The following is a 14,795-nucleotide window of genomic DNA, read 5'->3' as shown; positions in this document are numbered from 1 at the left end:
CTGATCAGGCCGTGAGCGTCGCGTAAGGTGTTGCGGCACTGCGTAACTCGTCGAACGCCGCGGTGAGCGCCGCGGTCGCGTCGTGGGTGTCGGTGAAGGTCTTGTCGTCGGTCAGCACCGCGATGCCGAGCTGGTCGGCGTAGCTCCACACGGTGATGTTGACCGGCGCCGCGGGGGAGAGTACCCCGGTGGAGTAGATCTCGCTGACCGGGGCACCGGCGAAGTTCCCGCGCCGGCGCGGGCCCAGCACGCTGGACACCGCCACGTTCATGATCTTGTTCGGCGCGTCGCGCCGGCCCAGCCAGCGGAACATCGCCGGCGCGATTGCCGCGGGCAGGTAGCTCATCATCCGCCCGTACAGGCCGGGGCCGAGGATCTCGTGGTCCTCCTTGGCGATCCGGGTGGCCAGCGCCACCAGCCGTACCCGTTCGACCGGGTCGTCGATGTGCACCGGCAGCGAGACGGACAGACCGCTGATCTCGTTGCCGGTGATTCGGTCCGACTTGTCGGTGGCGGTCGGGACCGACGCGACGATGGGCCGGTCGGCGACTCCGTCGTAGTCCAGTAGCAGCGTGCGCAGGCCCCCGGCGGCCATCGAAAGGATCAGGTCGTTGATCGTCACACCTAGCTCCGCGGCGGTGGCCTTGACCTCGGCCAATGGCAGCGCCGCGCTGGCGAATCGGCGTTGGGGCGACACCACGTGACTGTTGAGGAAGGTCGGTGGGGCGTCGAATGCGGCGGCGAGATCGGGGTGGCCGCCGCGTTCCCGGGAGCGTCGGCGCACCCCGGCCACGCCCCGCGCGGCGTCCCTGATCAACCCGGGCAACGCCGCGAGCTGGCGGAACTGGTCCGCCAGCGCTGCCCGGACCAGACCGAAAGTCGTTGCAGTGCAATCCGTCTCGCAGTCGGTTGCGGCCACGTCAACCAGGTTCATCAGGCGTGCCAACAGGTTCGCCGACGCGATGCCGTCGGCCAGACAGTGGTGTACCTTCCCGATCACCGCGCACCGGCCGCCGGCCAGTCCCTCGGCGAAATGGAACTCCCACAGCGGACGTCCGCGGTCCAGCGGCGTCGAGGCGATCTCACCGATCACCTGGTCCAGTTCGCGCCGACCACCCGGTGCCGGGATCTGTACCCGGCGCAGGTGGTAGTCCAGGTCCGCCTCGCAGTTCTCTCGCCACATCGGATGGCCGAGCCGCCAGGGCATCTCGACCAGCTGGTAGCGCAACGGCTCCAGCAGGTGCATCCGCCCGGACAGGTGGCGGCGGAATGCCTCGAAGCCGAAAGGTGCTGTGCCCGGATCGATCACGGCCACTTTCAGGGTGTGGGTGTGCAGGTTGGGCGTTTCGCTGTAGAGCAGCATCGCGTCCATGCCGTTCAGCCGTTTCATTACGACCTGCTCTCAACCCAACACGGGCAGCCGGCGCTGGGCGGATAACCGGTCCAGCGCGCGCTGCATCACCGAGCGGACGTAAGCATCCACTTCGGCGACGTCGGGGTCGGTGCCGAATTGCGCGACGACGTCGATCGGCTCGAGCACCTCGGTCACGATCTTGGCCGGCAGCGGCAGGTTGGGCGGGAAGATCACACTGATGCCGAACGGGAAACCGAAGCTGACCGGCAGGATGTCCATCCGGGCCTTGGTCAGCCCCAGTTTGCGGGCCAGCCAGTTGCCGCGGGTGAGGAACAGCTGGGTTTCCTGCGCGCCGATCGACACCGTCGGCACGATTGGTACCCCGGCTTCGACGGCGGTGGTGACGTAGCCGGTGCGGCCGTTGAAGTCGACGGTGTTCGCTTCGAACGTCGGTCGGTAGGAGTCGTAGTCGCCGCCTGGGAAGACCAGCACCACCGCGCCGGAATGCAGTGCGGCGGCGGCATTTTCCCGGCTAGCCTCGATCACCCCGAGCCGGCGCAGCCAGCCGTCCATCGGACCGATGAACAGTCCGTAGTGGCCGAGGGTGTAGACGGGGCGGTCGTAGCCGAAGGTGTCGTAGTAGGCCGGCGAGAAGATGAACACATCCGGGGTGAACATGCCGCCGGAGTGGTTGGAGACCACCAGCGCGCCGCCGGCGGCAGGGATGTTCTGCAGATTTCGTACTTCGGCGCGGTGCCACCGCCTGACCATCGGTGCGACGGTGTCGATGACCTGCTTGGTGAATGCGGGATCCCACTTGGCGATCTCGCGTGCGTCCGGATTGTCGCTGGCGGTCATGGCGTTCTCCGATGGTCGGCGATGGTGGCGTTGTGATGGGGATTACCCGTTCCGCCGCTCTACGTATGTAGAGAATATGCTACTCTCGAATAAAGAGAATGTCATTATCACACAGTGTGGCATACCGCACAGCAACGAGTCAGGGGAGGCGCCATGGCCGAAATAGTGCTTGTCACAGGAGGATTCGGGCTGGTCGGATCGCAAACCGTGCGCCGGCTGGCCGCCGGTGGCCACCAGGTGGTGGCCACCGACCTCGGCACCCCGGCGCAGCGCAAGGCGGCCAGGTCGCTGCCCGCCGGCGCCCAGGCGTACTGGGCGGACCTCACCGATCCGCAGGCCGTCGCGAAGCTGATCGCCCAGGTCGAGCCGGCCGTGGTCATCCACCTGGCCGCGGTGATCCCGCCGGTGATCTACGGCCAGCCCGAGCTCGCGCGCCGGGTCAACGTCGACGCGACGGTGTCGCTGTTGCGGGCTGCCGAATCATGCCGGCAACCGCCCCGCTTCATCCAGGCGTCCAGCAACGCCGTGCACGGGGCCCGCAATCCGCACCGCCACCCGCAGCTGCTGACCGCCGACAGCCCCCTCGCCCCGTCGGACAGCTACGGGGCACACAAGGCGGAAGCCGAGCGCCACGTGCGGAGCTCGAGCCTGCCGTGGGTGATCCTGCGGCTGGGCGGCGTGATGAGCGTCGACCCCGGCGCGATGCCGTTCACGTTCGACGCGCTCTACTTCGAAAGCGCGCTGCCCACCGACGGGCGGATGCACAGCGTCGACGTCCGCGATGTCGCGGTCGCGTTCGCTGCCGCAACAACCGCTCCCGCGCGAGACGTGGTCGGCGAGATCTTGCTGATCGCCGGCGACGAATCGCACCAGCTGTTGCAGGGCGAGGTGGGCGCGGCGTTGGCGGCCACCCGCGGCCTGGACGACGTATTACCCGGAGGACGGCCCGGTGACCCCGACAGCGACGAGAACTGGTTCGTCACCGACTGGATGGACACCACCCGATCCCAGGAGCTGCTGGACTTCCAGCACCACCGGTGGCCGGACATGCTGGCCGAGATGCGTGCGGCCACCGGCTGGCGCCGGCACCCGATGCGATTGCTGGCGCCCCTGGCCCGGTTGGTGCTCAAGCGGCGTGCGGCTTATCGGGACGCGCCGGGACGCTACGCGGACCCGTGGGGCGCTATGCGTACCAAGCTCGGCGAACCACGGCCGGACAGGGTGCTCGCCGGGCGCCTGGTCTGAGAGGTTCAGCCGGCATCCAGTACCAGTGTCGGAGAAGGCAATTCGACGACCGGAGCCAACCTGCTGAAAAGATCGATCGCGGCGGCGATGGCACGGTCGGCGAAGCCGGTCAATTCGTGGAAGTCCACCCGGCCCCCGACCCGGCGGGTCTGCTCGGCGCTGACTCCGATTCGCTGCGGGTCCGAGGACCCGTGCACCACGGCGGTGACGTCGCGGTTCACCCGGTTCCAGCTGTCGGCGAACTGGGTCAGCCGCCGACGATCGTCGGCCGGAAAGAAGCACGCGGGAGTGACCCGAATGGTGAACACATCGGGGTGCGCGGGCGGTATCTCCAAGTGCACATGCAGGCGCCGCTCGACGTCGAGGACGAAGAAGAACTCGCCGTCGTGGCGGCCGCGGAAGTACCGCCGCCCGCGGGTGCGCAGGTAGCGCTCGATCAAGTCGGTGCTCAGCGGCTCGGCCGAGAAGTCAGTCATGATGTCGATGCTCCGGCACCCGGCTATGCGGACGCTTTCGGCAAAGCCAGGGATGGCGAAGAATCAGTTGAGAATTCGCTGAGCGAGTCGGTTTCCGCGGTTTCCGGTTCCCCGGTGCTAGGAGCCGTCCGAGGTCGCCGCCGGCCGTCTCTTCCTAGACCAGCACATAGTCCGAATCCCGGTACGCCTCAAGGAGTCTGAGCCACAGCTCGCTGATCGTCGGAAAGCACGGCACCGCATGCCACAACCGGTCGATGGCAACCTGCCCGGCAACGGCGACGGTGGCCGCATGCAGCAGTTCGGTGACACCGGGCCCCACCAGCGTCACGCCCAGTACGCGGCCGTCGTCGACGCCGACCACCATCCTGGCCCGCCCGGTGTAGCCGTCGGCGAACAGCTTGGCACCGGTCACGACGTCGCCGATCTCGACGTCGACGATCTTGGCGCGGTGCCCGTGTTGCGCAGCCTGCTCGGCGGTCAGCCCCACCGACGCCGCTTCCGGGTCGGTGAAGAATGCCTGCGGCACCGCATAGTGGTCGGCGGTGGTGGCGTGCTCGCCCCACGGCGAGGTGTCCAGTGGCCGGCCCTGCGCGCGAGCGGCGATGGCCGCCCCCGCGATCCGCGCCTGATACTTGCCCTGATGGGTGAGCAGGGCGCGGTGGTTGACGTCACCGGCGGCATACAACCACCCCTCGCCGACGGCCCGCACCCGACAGGTGTCGTCGACGTCCAACCAGCTGCCCGGCTCCAATCCGACTGTCTCCAAACCGATGTCGTCGGTGCTCGGTGCCCGGCCGGTGGCGAACAGGATCTCGTCGACCTCCAGTGTGCTGCCGTCGTCGAGCTCGGCCAGCACCGGTCCGGGTCTGCTCAGCTTGGTTACCGAAACGCCTTTGCGGACGTCGACGCCGGCATCGCGCAGACCCTTCTCGATGAGTTCGCCGACGAACGGCTCCATCCGCGGCAACAGCCGCGAACGGACCAGCAGCGTGACCGACGCACCCAAACCCTGCCAGGCCGTTGCCAATTCGACGCCGACACCGCCGGCACCGACGATCGCGAGCCGGCCCGGGACCGAACTGCTATCGGTACCTTGGCGATTCGTCCACGGCCGGACGTCGTCGATGCCCGGCAGTTCGGGTAGCGCGGCGCGGGTACCGGTGCACACGACGACGGCATGCCGGGCGGTCAGGGTGCTCTGGCCGCCGCCGGGCTCGGCTACCGTGACCCGACGCGGACCCGCCAACCGGCCGTGCCCACGGATCAGCGTCGCGCCCGTACCGGCGATCCAATCGGCCTGACCGGAGTCGTCCCAGTTGCCGACATAGTGGTCGCGACGGGCGAACGCGGCGGCGGCGTCAATCGAGCCGCTGACCGCCTGCCGTGCGCCGTCGACGCGGCGCGCATCGGCTAAGGCGAGGACCGGACGCAGCAGCGCCTTGCTCGGCACGCAGGCCCAGTACGAGCACTCGCCACCGGCGAGTTCGCGCTCGACGATCGCGACACTCAAGCCGGCCACCCGGGCCCGGTCCGCGACGTTCTCGCCGACCGGCCCAGCGCCCAGCACCACCACGTCGAAGTCCCGCTCGGTCATCGTCGATCGTCCTTTCAGTCCGGCAGCGCAGTTCAGTCCGGCCCCGCAGACCTGCTATGCGGGTGGGCTCAGCGCCACCGACGCCTCGGCGGTGTAGCACAGGAACGTCAGGGTCTCCTGCAGATACAACTGCACGGTGTCGGCGTCGTGACTGAGGTAGCCGATCGACACGTCGGTACCCAGTTGCAGGTCGAAGTCGCCGCCGCGAGTGGTCAGCAGGAAGGCGCCGTCGATGGCCGGCGCCCAGATGATGTCGCCGTCGACCAGCCGGTTGAGGTGCTCGAGGATCGGATAGCCGTGCGCGGTGGTCTCGCTGACCTTGGTGTAGGCGTCCGCCGACAGCAGCACCGAGTACGGTCCGTCCACCCCGGCCAACCGCAGCTCGGTCAGCGCCTGGGTGATCACGTCGGGGATGTCGCGCGGATCCTCCGGCAGCGTCAGGGGCGGATTGGAGCTGGACTTGCGGATGCCGTCGATCGACGCCGCGGGGTAGCCCTCGAAGATGGCGCGGTCCTCGACGAACGCCAGCTTCTTGGCGGCCGCCTTGACCGGGTCCCAGTCGGAGTCGTTGGACCCGCGCTCCACGTCGTCGATCTCGGCGCGGGACAAGGTGAACGGAACCCGCAACCGCACCAGCGGTTTGCTGGCGCGCAGGTGGGCCACCACGCCGTCGGTGGGTGCCGCCACGTCGAGCAGGCGGCCGGTGCTGACCGCCGCGGTAACCGGGCCGCCGGGCTCGCTGACGTCAACCACGCGGCGCCCGGCGAGGTGCCGTTTGAAGGTGCGCGAGGCCTCCAATTCGATTTCGGCCCAAGCGACTTCGGTGACCGGTGCCAGATCGCGGTACAGGTTGTTCATCGGGACATTCCTTTCAGGCTGCCGATCGAGAGGGAACCGTCGGAGGAGGGTGCAGCTATCGCCGGGGCGGGCGCGGGCGTCTGGGGCAGCGGCGGCGGGTCGTCGAGGAAGTCGACGGTGGGGGAGAAGAACATGGTGCCGGTGACGGCGGTGGAGAAGTCCAGCACCCGATCGGTGTTGCCAGGCGGGTCGCCGAGGAACATGTTCCGCAACATCTGTTCGGTGACGGCGGGGCTGCGCGAATACCCGATGAAGTAGGTGCCGTACTCGCCTTTGCCGACTTCGCCGAACGGCATGTTGTGCCGCACGATCTTCAGCTCGGTGCCGTCGTCGTCGGTGATCACATTGAGGGCGATGTGCGAGTTGGACGGCTTCACGTCGTCGTCCATCTCGATGTCTTCGAGTTTGGTCCGCCCGATCACCCGCTCCTGCTCAGTGACCGACAGCGATTCCCACGACGTCATGTCGTGCACGTACTTCTGCACGTGCACGTAGCAGGAGCCGGTGAAGTCGGGGTCCTCGTCGCCGATTGCGGTGGCGCTCACCGCGATTGGGCCGTCCGGGTTCTCGGTGCCGTCGACGAAGCCGAGCAGGTCGCGGTTGTCGAAGAAACGGAAGCCGTGCACCTCGTCGACCACCGTCACCGCGCCGGCCATCGCCTTGAGAATGCGCCCGGCCAGTTCGAAACACACGTCCATGGTTTCGGCGCGGATGTGGAACAACAGGTCACCCGGGGTGGCCGGCGCCGTGTGGCGCGGACCCTGCAACGCGACGAACGGGTGCAACTCGGCGGGCCGCGGTCCGGAGAACAACCGGTCCCAGGCATCCGAGCCGATCGAGGTGATCACCGACAGTCGTTTGGCCGGGTCGCGAAAGCCGATCGCGCGCACCAATCCGGAGATGTCGGCCAATGCGTCGTGGACTGTCTCCTCGCCACCTTCGTCGATGGTGGCCACCAGGAAGATCGCGGCGGGCGTCAGGGGCGCCAGAATGGGCTGTGGCTGAACAGCGGGCACAGGGTCGACCCTAACCTCCCCGGTCCACGCAGTGGTGCTTAACCTGGCTACATGGTGGCCACCGCGCCCGGGCTGGGTGAATTCATCGACGCGTCCCCGTCGCCGTTTCACGCCTGCGCGACGGCGGCCGTACGTCTGCTCGATGCCGGGTACACCGAATTGCGCGAGCCCGACCGCTGGCCCGCCGAGCCGGGCCGCTATTTCGTGGTGCGGGCCGGATCGCTGGTCGCCTGGCACGGCGGGGCGCCGGGCACGCCGTTTCGCATCGTCGGCGCCCACACCGACAGTCCGAACCTGCGGGTCAAGCAGCACCCGGACCGCGCGGTCGCCGGCTGGCGGCTGGTGGCGCTCGAACCGTACGGCGGCGCGTGGCTGAACTCCTGGCTGGACCGCGACCTGGGCATCAGCGGGCGGTTGTCGGTGCGCGACGGCACCGGGGTCAGCCATCGGCTGGTGCGGATCGACGAGCCCATCCTGCGGGTGCCGCAGCTGGCCATCCACCTGGCCGACGACCGCAAGTCGGTGACGCTGGATCCGCAGCGCCACCTCAACGCGGTATGGGGGGTCGGGGAGGGGTCGTTCCTCGAGTACGTCACCGGCCGCGCGGGCGTCGCGGTGGCCGACTTGCTGGCCGCGGACCTGATGACGCACGACCTGACCCCGTCGGCGGTGATCGGCGCGGACGCCAGCCTGCTCAGCGCGCCGCGGCTGGACAACCAGGCCAGCTGCTACGCCGGACTGGAGGCCCTGCTGGCCGTCGAGCCGGGCGAATTCGTGCCGGTGCTGGCGCTGTTCGACCACGAGGAAGTGGGGTCGACCTCCGACCACGGTGCCCAATCCAACCTGCTGACCACCATCCTGGAGCGCATGGTGCTGGCCGGCGGCGGTGGCCGGGAGGACTACCTGCGGCTGCTGCCCGCCTCGCTGCTGGCTTCGGCCGACATGGCGCACGCCACCCATCCCAACTATCCGGAGCGCCACGAGCCGGGCCACTGGATCGAGGTCAACGGCGGGCCGGTGCTCAAGGTGCACCCCAACCTGCGCTACGCCACCGACGGACGCACGGCCGCGGCGTTCGCGTTGGCCTGTGAGCAGGCAGGGGTGTCGCTGCAACGTTACGAACACCGCGCCGACCTGCCGTGCGGGTCGACCATCGGGCCGATGGCCTCGGCGCGGACCGGGATTCCGACCGTCGACGTCGGCGCTGCCCAACTCGCCATGCACTCGGCGCGCGAGTTGATGGGCGCCCACGACGTAGCCCGGTATGCCGCCGCGCTACGGGCGTTTCTCGCACCGGGCTGACGTCAGCGGCCCAGGCCGAACAGCGGGCGGCACCGCTCGAATCCGTCCACCCGCACATCCAGGTCGCGGCGCCGATGCCAATCCGCGCGGGTCAGCCGAAACCGGAGCTGCTCGACCATCAATCCCTCGCGCTGCACCCGTTCCACGCCGTCGTCGCGATACCCGACGCGGCGCGACACCGCGATCGAAGCCGGGTTGTCGACGAACGAGGTCGACGTGGCCACCTGGGCGCCCAACGATTCGAACGCGAAAGATAAAGCCGCTGAGCGCATCTCGGTGCCGTAGCCGCGCCCCTGGTAACGCCGGCCCAACCAGGAACCGGACTGTACCTGCCGGGTGATCGGGAAATCCTCGGCGATCAGCGCCTGAACGCCGACGGCTTTTCCGTCGACGACGACCGCCAGCGGCAGGTGCCAACCATGAGCTCGGAAGGCGGCCAATTCCCGCCACAGAAAAGACAAGGTGTTGAACGGCAGCTGTTCGCGGGGCGCCCGCGTCCACGGCACCGCGAACGGCATCCGAGCCGGATCGTGCACGCCGTCGAGAATCGTGTCGATCAGCTGGTCGATCAGCTCTTCGGTGGGCAGCCGCAGCTGCAGCCGGGGGGTGCTGATCCGCAGGTCGAACAGCGGCCAGTGACGGGACATCGGATCATCTTCCCCCGCGAAATGCGCTACGCAGAACCATGATTCGCGCGCGCTCGGTTGGCCGCCTTCTCCCGGTACATCGCCTCGTCGACCCGCACGATCAGATCCGCGAAGCTGTCGTCGGCGCCGGCCGCGGTCAGCCCGATGCTCACGCCGACCCCCGGAGTGCATCCGTACCGCTCGTCGAGTCCGCTGATGCGGTGCCGGATCCGTTGCGCGCGCACCTCGGCGGCCGGGCTGTCGACGAAGGCGACGCAGAACTCGTCGCCGCCGACACGGCCGGCGAAGTCACCCGACGCAAGCTCCTCGCGCAGGACGTCGCCGATGGCGATCAGCACCAGATCGCCCGCGCCGTGGCCGGACCGGTCGTTGACCAACTTGAAATCGTCGATGTCGAGCAGCAGCAGACTCAACCGGCCGTCACCGCGGCGGACCCGCTGCAACTCGGCCTCGGCCCGGTCGACGAAACCACGCCGATTCAACAGCGAGGTCAGCGGATCGGACCGGGCGAGCTTCTCCAACTCCCGCTGCAGCGCTTTGATTTCGGTGATATCCCGGGCGGTGTTCAGCACGGTGCGAATCTCGCCATCCGGCCCGTACTCGGGCACCACGCGGAACACGAAATGGCGCGGGCCGTCCAGCGCCGGGTATTCGAAATCCTGTTGCGTCACTTCGCCGGTGGCGAACACGGTGCGATACACCGACTGGAACAGCGCGGCCATCTCCGGGGCGTTGTTGAGCTCGTAATGGTCCTTGCCGATATGGTCTTGCGCCGTCAGTGGCGCCGTCACCTTGTCCAGGCTCGGGTTGACGTAGAGGTGGCGCAGGTTGCGGTCGTACCGTGACACGATGTCGGGCAGGCTTTCGACCAACGCGAAGTCCGCATCGTTGCGCAACTGGCTGTCGGTGGGCAGCCGAACGATCGCCATATGAGTAGCCGAGCCGTCCGGCTCGTCGAGGGGCGTGATCACGCACTGCCAGACCGGCGGGCCAGTGCCGCTCAAGGTGAAGTCCGCGGCCTCGGATGGCCATTCCGCCGCCAGCTGCGCGGTCAACGCCGACTCCGTCAACGCACCCGACTCCATCAATGAAACGAATTTCGGTGTACGCGTGCATATCTCGACCAGATCGCGGCTGTGTCGACAGGTGCAGGCGGGCACGCCGGCCAGACACATGGCCTGCAGCCACCGGTCGCTCATGACATTTCCCGGACGCGTAACTTCGCCTGATACATCAAGGTGTCGACCCGGGCGATCAGGTCGGCCGCGCAGGTATCCGTCGGTCCCGCCTGGGTGACTCCGACGCTCACGCTGAGTTCGACCGAGCGGTCGTCGCAGACAGCGATGTCGTTGACGCGCCGGCACAGTCGCTCGGCAACCGCGTCGGCCTGGGTGGCGTCGGTGTCGATCAACGCGATGCAGAACTCGTCGCCGCCCAATCGTGCGACGAAGTCTTGGGCGCGGGTCTCGGTGACCAGCATGCGGCTCAGCGCCTCGAGCACCCGGTCCCCGGCCGCGTGGCCGAATCGATCGTTGATGCACTTCATGTTGTCCACGTCGAGCATCAGCAGGCTCAGCTCACAGTGCCCGCGCCGAGCCCGATCCAGCGCCGCGCCGGCGCATTCGAGAAAACTGCGCCGATTCAACAAGGAGGTCAACGGGTCAGTGCGGGCCAGACGCTCCAACTGCTGTTGCAATTGCGTGAGCTCGGTGACGTCGCGGATGATCGACAACACGGTCTGTACGCGACCGTCATGGTCGAATTCCGGCATTGCCCGGGCCTGGTAGTTGCGCAGGCCGCCTGGTCCGGCGTAACCGAAGTCCACGGTGACGATCTCGCCGGTGTCGAAGACCCGTTGATAGACCGAATCGGTGTTGGCTCTGCGCTCCTCGGCCATGAACAGCGTTCGCAGGTCCCGGCCGATGTGCTGATCGGCGCTGATCCCGGTCAGTTGCTCGATGGCGGGATTGGCGTAGACGCAACGGAAGTGGCGGTCATGGCGCGTCACCACGTCCGGCAGGTTGTCGATCATCGTCGAGAAGGCGACGCTGGGCACCTGCAGTCGTTCGCAGACACGAAAGATCGCCAGGTAGTCGGCGCTCGGGGCGTCGAAGCGGGTCAGCACACACTGCCAGTCCAGGTTCGCGGCTCCGAGCATGAACGGTGCGTCGCCGGGGTCCGCCGGCCACGCGGCGGCGAGCCGTGCCAACAGCGTGTATTCGTCCAGCTGGCCGGTCAGGTCCTGCATCATCGCCATGAACTCCGGCGTGCGCGCCACGATGGAGGGTCCGGAGTTGTCGACGCGGCACCGGAATGCGGGCACCCCGGCTGACGTCAGGGTGGACAACCACTGCTCCGGGGATGGCACGTCACTGAATTTTAGTTGCCGGGGCAAGTCGGTTGAAGTCGGCACGCCTGCCGGTCCGGCGCATCCCACGGGTCGCCGCGCGCGTCCTGAGCACCACAGACCGCCGGACTCTAGACTGTCGTCGTGACAGGCGCGAGCACCCACACGATCGATACCGTCGAACACGCCGCAACCACTCCGGAGTACCCGCAACCATTCGGTGAGCTCGGCCTCAAAGAGGACGAATACCAGCGGATCCGCGAGATCCTCGGCCGCCGGCCCACCGACACCGAGCTGGCCATGTACTCGGTGATGTGGAGCGAGCACTGCTCGTACAAGTCCTCCAAGGTGCACCTGCGCTATTTCGGTGAGACCACCAGCGACGAGATGCGCACCGGGATGTTGGCCGGCATCGGCGAAAACGCCGGCGTGGTCGACATCGGCGACGGCTGGGCGGTCACCTTCAAGGTCGAGTCGCACAACCATCCCTCTTATGTCGAGCCCTACCAGGGCGCGGCCACCGGAGTCGGCGGCATCGTGCGCGACATCATGGCCATGGGAGCGCGTCCGGTGGCGGTGATGGACCAGCTGCGGTTCGGCGCCGCCGACGCGCCCGACACCCGCCGCGTGCTCGACGGGGTGGTCCGCGGCGTCGGTGGGTACGGCAACTCGCTGGGCCTGCCGAACATCGGCGGCGAGACCGTCTTCGACGAGTGTTACGCCGGCAACCCGTTGGTGAATGCGTTGTGCGTCGGTGTGTTACGTCAGGAGGACCTGCACCTGGCATTCGCCTCCGGAACCGGGAACAAGATCATCCTGTTCGGGGCGCGCACCGGCCTGGACGGGATCGGCGGGGTTTCGGTGCTGGCCTCGGACACGTTCGACGCGGAGAATTCCCGCAAGAAACTGCCGTCGGTGCAGGTCGGTGACCCCTTCATGGAGAAGGTCCTGATCGAGTGCTGCCTGGAGCTGTACGCCGGCAAACTCGTGGTGGGCATCCAGGATCTGGGCGGTGCCGGATTATCTTGTGCCACATCTGAATTGGCCTCCGCGGGTGATGGTGGCATGGTGATCGACCTGGACGCGGTCCCGTTGCGGGCCAAACAGATGACGCCCGCCGAGATCCTGTGCAGTGAGTCGCAGGAACGGATGTGCGCGGTGGTGACACCGGAGAACGTCGATGCGTTCCTGGCGGTGTGCCGCAAGTGGGAGGTGCTGGCCACGGTGATCGGCGAGGTCACCGACGGCGACCGGCTGCGCATCACCTGGCACGGCGAGACGGTGGTGGACGTACCGCCGCGCACGGTGGCCCACGAGGGGCCGGTGTACCAGCGAGCGGTCGCCCGCCCGGACACCCAGGACGCGCTGGTCGCCGACACGTCGGCCAAGCTGCCCCGCCCGGCCACCGGCGCCGAACTGCGGGCGACTTTGCTTGCGCTGCTTGGCAGTCCGCACCTGTGCAGTCGCGCCTTCATCACCGAGCAGTACGACCGCTACGTGCGCGGCAATACCGTACTGGCCGAGCACGCCGACGGTGGCGTGCTGCGTATCGACGAGACCACCGGCCGCGGCATCGCGCTGTCCACCGACGCGTCCGGGCGCTACACCCAACTGGACCCCTACACCGGCGCCCAGCTGGCGCTGGCGGAGGCCTACCGCAACGTCGCGGTCACCGGCGCCACCCCGGTCGCGGTGACCAACTGCCTCAACTTCGGCTCACCCGAAGATCCCGGTGTGATGTGGCAGTTCTCCCAGGCGGTACACGGTCTGGCCGATGGCTGTGCGGCCCTGGGCATTCCGGTCACCGGCGGCAACGTCAGCTTCTACAACCAGACCGGCTCGTCGGCGATCCTGCCGACCCCGGTGGTCGGCGTGCTCGGCGTCCTCGACGACGTCGCCCGGCGTGTCCCCACCGCCCTGGGCACCGAGCCCGGCGAAACCCTGCTGTTGCTCGGCGACACCCGCGACGAGTTCGACGGATCCGTCTGGGCCCAGGTCACCGCCGGACACCTGGGCGGTTCGCCACCCGCGGTCGATCTCGCCCGCGAGAAATTGGTGGCCGAGGTATTGCGTGCCGCGTCCCGGGACGGGTTGATCACCGCCGCGCACGACCTGTCCGAGGGCGGATTAGCCCAGGCCGTCGTGGAAGCCGCCCTCGCCGGTGAAACCGGCTGCCGCATCGTGCTTCCCGAGGCGGCCGACCCGTTCGTGGCGTTGTTCTCCGAGTCGGCCGGCCGGGTGCTGGTCGCCGTGCCGCGCACCGAGGAGAGCCGGTTCCGTTCCATGTGCGAGGCACGCGGCTTGCCGGCCGTCCGCATCGGTGTGGTGGACCAGGCCTCCGACCAGATCGAGGTGCAGGGGTTGTTCACCGTTTCACTGGCCGAACTGCGCGAGACTTCCGAGGCGGTGCTGCCGCGATTGTTCGGGTGAGTCTGCGCGCACTGGCTCTGGCGGCCGCACTGGTCGGCTGGAGCTTCATCGGCCTGCGGCTCCCGACCGTCTGGCGATCCCCGGTGCAGGCCGTTGCCGGCGCCCTGCTGGTGTGGATCACGCGGGCGCCGTTGGGTTTTCGGGCTCCGCAGGTGTGGTCGGGCTTGCGCTCCGGGTCGGTGGCCGCGGCCGTCGTGTCGGCGGCGATCGGGGCCAGCACACCGGTGCCCATCGTGCGCCTCTCGATGGCCGCGCGTGAGCTGCCGCCGTCGGTGCCGAGCTGGCTCGGGCTGCAGATACCGATAGGCACGGTGTGGGCCGAGGAGGCTGCCTTCCGCGCCGCCTTGGGCGTCACGGCGGCCCGCGCCTTCGGCACCACCGGTGGACGGCTGCTGCAGGCCGGGGCATTCGGGCTGTCCCACATCGCCGACGCGCGGGCGACCGGCGAGCCGGTGGTGCCCGTCGCGTTGGTCACCGCCGTTGCCGGCTGGGTGTTCGGCTGGCTGGCCGAGCGGTCCGGCAGCCTGGCCGCACCGATGCTTGCGCACCTGGCGATCAACGAGTCCGGGGCGGTGGCCGCGGTAGCCGTCCAGCGCTGGACGTGCAACGGCTCACACGCGCTGCGGTGAGCGGCCCGGCGCCCTACACTTGTTAACTGCGTGTTAAAT

At 68.4% G+C, this 14,795-nt stretch carries 13 protein-coding genes; 4 read left to right on the top strand and 9 right to left on the bottom strand.

Annotation, left to right across the window (positions count from 1 at the left end; genetic code table 11):
- Positions 1-4: 4 nt before the first annotated feature.
- A complete protein-coding gene (locus tag MKCMC460_RS27235) occupies positions 5-1,390 on the bottom strand; it encodes a wax ester/triacylglycerol synthase family O-acyltransferase (RefSeq protein WP_236978228.1) in 1,386 nt (461 codons plus the stop codon).
- Between the two features lie 12 nt (positions 1,391-1,402).
- Entirely contained in the window at positions 1,403-2,212 is an 810-nt protein-coding gene (locus tag MKCMC460_RS27230) for a lysophospholipid acyltransferase family protein (RefSeq protein WP_236978227.1), read from the bottom strand.
- 153 nt (positions 2,213-2,365) lie between these two features.
- On the opposite strand from MKCMC460_RS27230, the gene MKCMC460_RS27225 reads away from it, so the two are divergent.
- The gene (locus tag MKCMC460_RS27225; protein ID WP_236978226.1) at positions 2,366-3,457 is read left to right on the top strand and encodes an NAD(P)-dependent oxidoreductase; all 1,092 of its coding nucleotides are present in this window, start codon (positions 2,366-2,368) and stop codon (positions 3,455-3,457) included.
- 5 nt (positions 3,458-3,462) lie between these two features.
- Here MKCMC460_RS27225 and MKCMC460_RS27220 read toward each other — a convergent pair whose 3' ends face one another.
- The 4 genes from MKCMC460_RS27220 to MKCMC460_RS27205 form a co-directional block, all read right to left on the bottom strand.
- Complete coding sequence (locus MKCMC460_RS27220) at positions 3,463-3,933, bottom strand: hypothetical protein (protein WP_236978225.1); 471 nt, start codon at positions 3,931-3,933, stop codon at positions 3,463-3,465.
- Between the two features lie 154 nt (positions 3,934-4,087).
- On the bottom strand, positions 4,088-5,527 hold the full coding sequence (locus tag MKCMC460_RS27215; RefSeq protein ID WP_236978224.1) for an NAD(P)/FAD-dependent oxidoreductase: 1,440 nt from the start codon (positions 5,525-5,527) through the stop codon (positions 4,088-4,090).
- 54 nt (positions 5,528-5,581) lie between these two features.
- Positions 5,582-6,385, bottom strand: a complete 804-nt coding sequence (locus MKCMC460_RS27210; RefSeq protein ID WP_236978223.1) for a family 1 encapsulin nanocompartment shell protein — start codon at positions 6,383-6,385, stop codon at positions 5,582-5,584.
- Complete coding sequence (locus MKCMC460_RS27205; RefSeq protein WP_236978221.1) at positions 6,382-7,401, bottom strand: Dyp-type peroxidase; 1,020 nt, start codon at positions 7,399-7,401, stop codon at positions 6,382-6,384. Before MKCMC460_RS27205 ends, MKCMC460_RS27210 begins: the two co-directional genes overlap by 4 nt.
- Before the next feature lie 51 nt (positions 7,402-7,452).
- Here MKCMC460_RS27205 and MKCMC460_RS27200 point away from each other — a divergent pair, with 51 nt between their 5' ends.
- Positions 7,453-8,703, top strand: a complete 1,251-nt coding sequence (locus MKCMC460_RS27200; protein WP_238305073.1) for a M18 family aminopeptidase — start codon at positions 7,453-7,455, stop codon at positions 8,701-8,703.
- 2 nt (positions 8,704-8,705) lie between these two features.
- On the opposite strand, the gene MKCMC460_RS27195 is transcribed toward MKCMC460_RS27200, so the two are convergent.
- The 3 genes from MKCMC460_RS27195 to MKCMC460_RS27185 are packed head-to-tail and all read right to left on the bottom strand — an operon-like array spanning position 8,706 to position 11,718.
- Positions 8,706-9,350 (bottom strand): GNAT family N-acetyltransferase, encoded by a 645-nt coding sequence (locus tag MKCMC460_RS27195; RefSeq protein WP_238305072.1) that lies wholly within the window; start codon positions 9,348-9,350, stop codon positions 8,706-8,708.
- Positions 9,351-9,376: 26 nt separating this feature from the next.
- On the bottom strand, positions 9,377-10,549 hold the full coding sequence (locus tag MKCMC460_RS27190) for a diguanylate cyclase (RefSeq protein WP_236978219.1): 1,173 nt from the start codon (positions 10,547-10,549) through the stop codon (positions 9,377-9,379).
- Positions 10,546-11,718 (bottom strand): GGDEF domain-containing protein, encoded by a 1,173-nt coding sequence (locus tag MKCMC460_RS27185; protein WP_236978217.1) that lies wholly within the window; start codon positions 11,716-11,718, stop codon positions 10,546-10,548. The genes MKCMC460_RS27190 and MKCMC460_RS27185 overlap by 4 nt, the downstream gene beginning before the upstream one ends.
- A gap of 147 nt (positions 11,719-11,865) precedes the next feature.
- Here MKCMC460_RS27185 and purL point away from each other — a divergent pair, with 147 nt between their 5' ends.
- Together purL and MKCMC460_RS27175 are read left to right on the top strand one after the other, a co-directional pair.
- Positions 11,866-14,127 carry a phosphoribosylformylglycinamidine synthase subunit PurL gene (purL, locus tag MKCMC460_RS27180; RefSeq protein WP_236984444.1) on the top strand — a complete coding sequence of 754 codons (2,262 nt, stop codon included), beginning with the start codon at positions 11,866-11,868 and terminating at the stop codon, positions 14,125-14,127.
- Complete coding sequence (locus tag MKCMC460_RS27175; protein WP_370653204.1) at positions 14,115-14,756, top strand: lysostaphin resistance A-like protein; 642 nt, start codon at positions 14,115-14,117, stop codon at positions 14,754-14,756. Before purL ends, MKCMC460_RS27175 begins: the two co-directional genes overlap by 13 nt.
- The last annotated feature ends 39 nt before the right edge of the window (positions 14,757-14,795 follow it).

Source organism: Mycobacterium sp. 20KCMC460 (assembly GCF_022179425.1).
GTDB classification, from domain to species: domain Bacteria; phylum Actinomycetota; class Actinomycetes; order Mycobacteriales; family Mycobacteriaceae; genus Mycobacterium; species Mycobacterium kiyosense.
This window is presented reverse-complemented; position numbering and strand designations above follow the sequence as displayed.